The sequence below is a fragment of the Paenibacillus yanchengensis genome, assembly GCF_042684845.1.
Taxonomy (GTDB): domain Bacteria; phylum Bacillota; class Bacilli; order Paenibacillales; family Paenibacillaceae; genus Pristimantibacillus; species Pristimantibacillus yanchengensis.
In genome coordinates, this window is record NZ_JBHUMH010000026.1 from 1 (window position 1) to 580 (window position 580).

Genomic DNA, 580 nt, shown 5'->3' on the forward strand with positions numbered 1-580 from the left:
AAGGTGGGGTAGATGATTGGGGTGAAGTCGTAACAAGGTAGCCGTATCGGAAGGTGCGGCTGGATCACCTCCTTTCTAAGGAAATACCCTTCTCAGTAGAAGAAGGATAAGGAAACGTAAGTTTCCAAGCCGATTTAATCGGAACACCATTGTGCAAAACAAGAATCTAATACATTCGACTTGATATTCATTTGTTCAGTTTTGATGGAATTTGCTTGGGGCCATAGCTCAGCTGGGAGAGCGCCTGCCTTGCAAGCAGGAGGTCAGCGGTTCGATCCCGCTTGGCTCCACCAAATTAGATATTATAAGCAATGCCATCTATTGCACCTTGAAAACTGGATAGGAACAAACAAGCAAGACACATCGAAGCTGAAGTTCAAGCGTGTAGCGATGTATAAGTGCCTTATGCAAATAAGTACTTCTATATGGTTATGCGAACCTTGTTCATGGCAATATTGCTGTGGCAAGATAATATATATGTAAGTCTAGGTTAAGCTAGTAAGAGCGTACGGTGGATGCCTAGGCACCAGGAGCCGAAGAAGGACGTGGCGAACAACGATACTGCCTCGGGGAGCTGTAA

1 tRNA gene and 2 rRNA genes are annotated in these 580 nt (G+C 45.2%); all 3 read left to right on the forward strand.

Annotated features, from left to right (window positions below):
• Positions 1 to 75 (forward strand): 16S ribosomal RNA (locus tag ACFSTH_RS11400); the annotation flags it as partial.
• A gap of 142 nt (positions 76 to 217) precedes the next feature.
• Positions 218 to 293, forward strand: a tRNA-Ala gene (locus tag ACFSTH_RS11405).
• Between the two features lie 195 nt (positions 294 to 488).
• Positions 489 to 580 (forward strand): 23S ribosomal RNA (locus tag ACFSTH_RS11410); the annotation flags it as partial.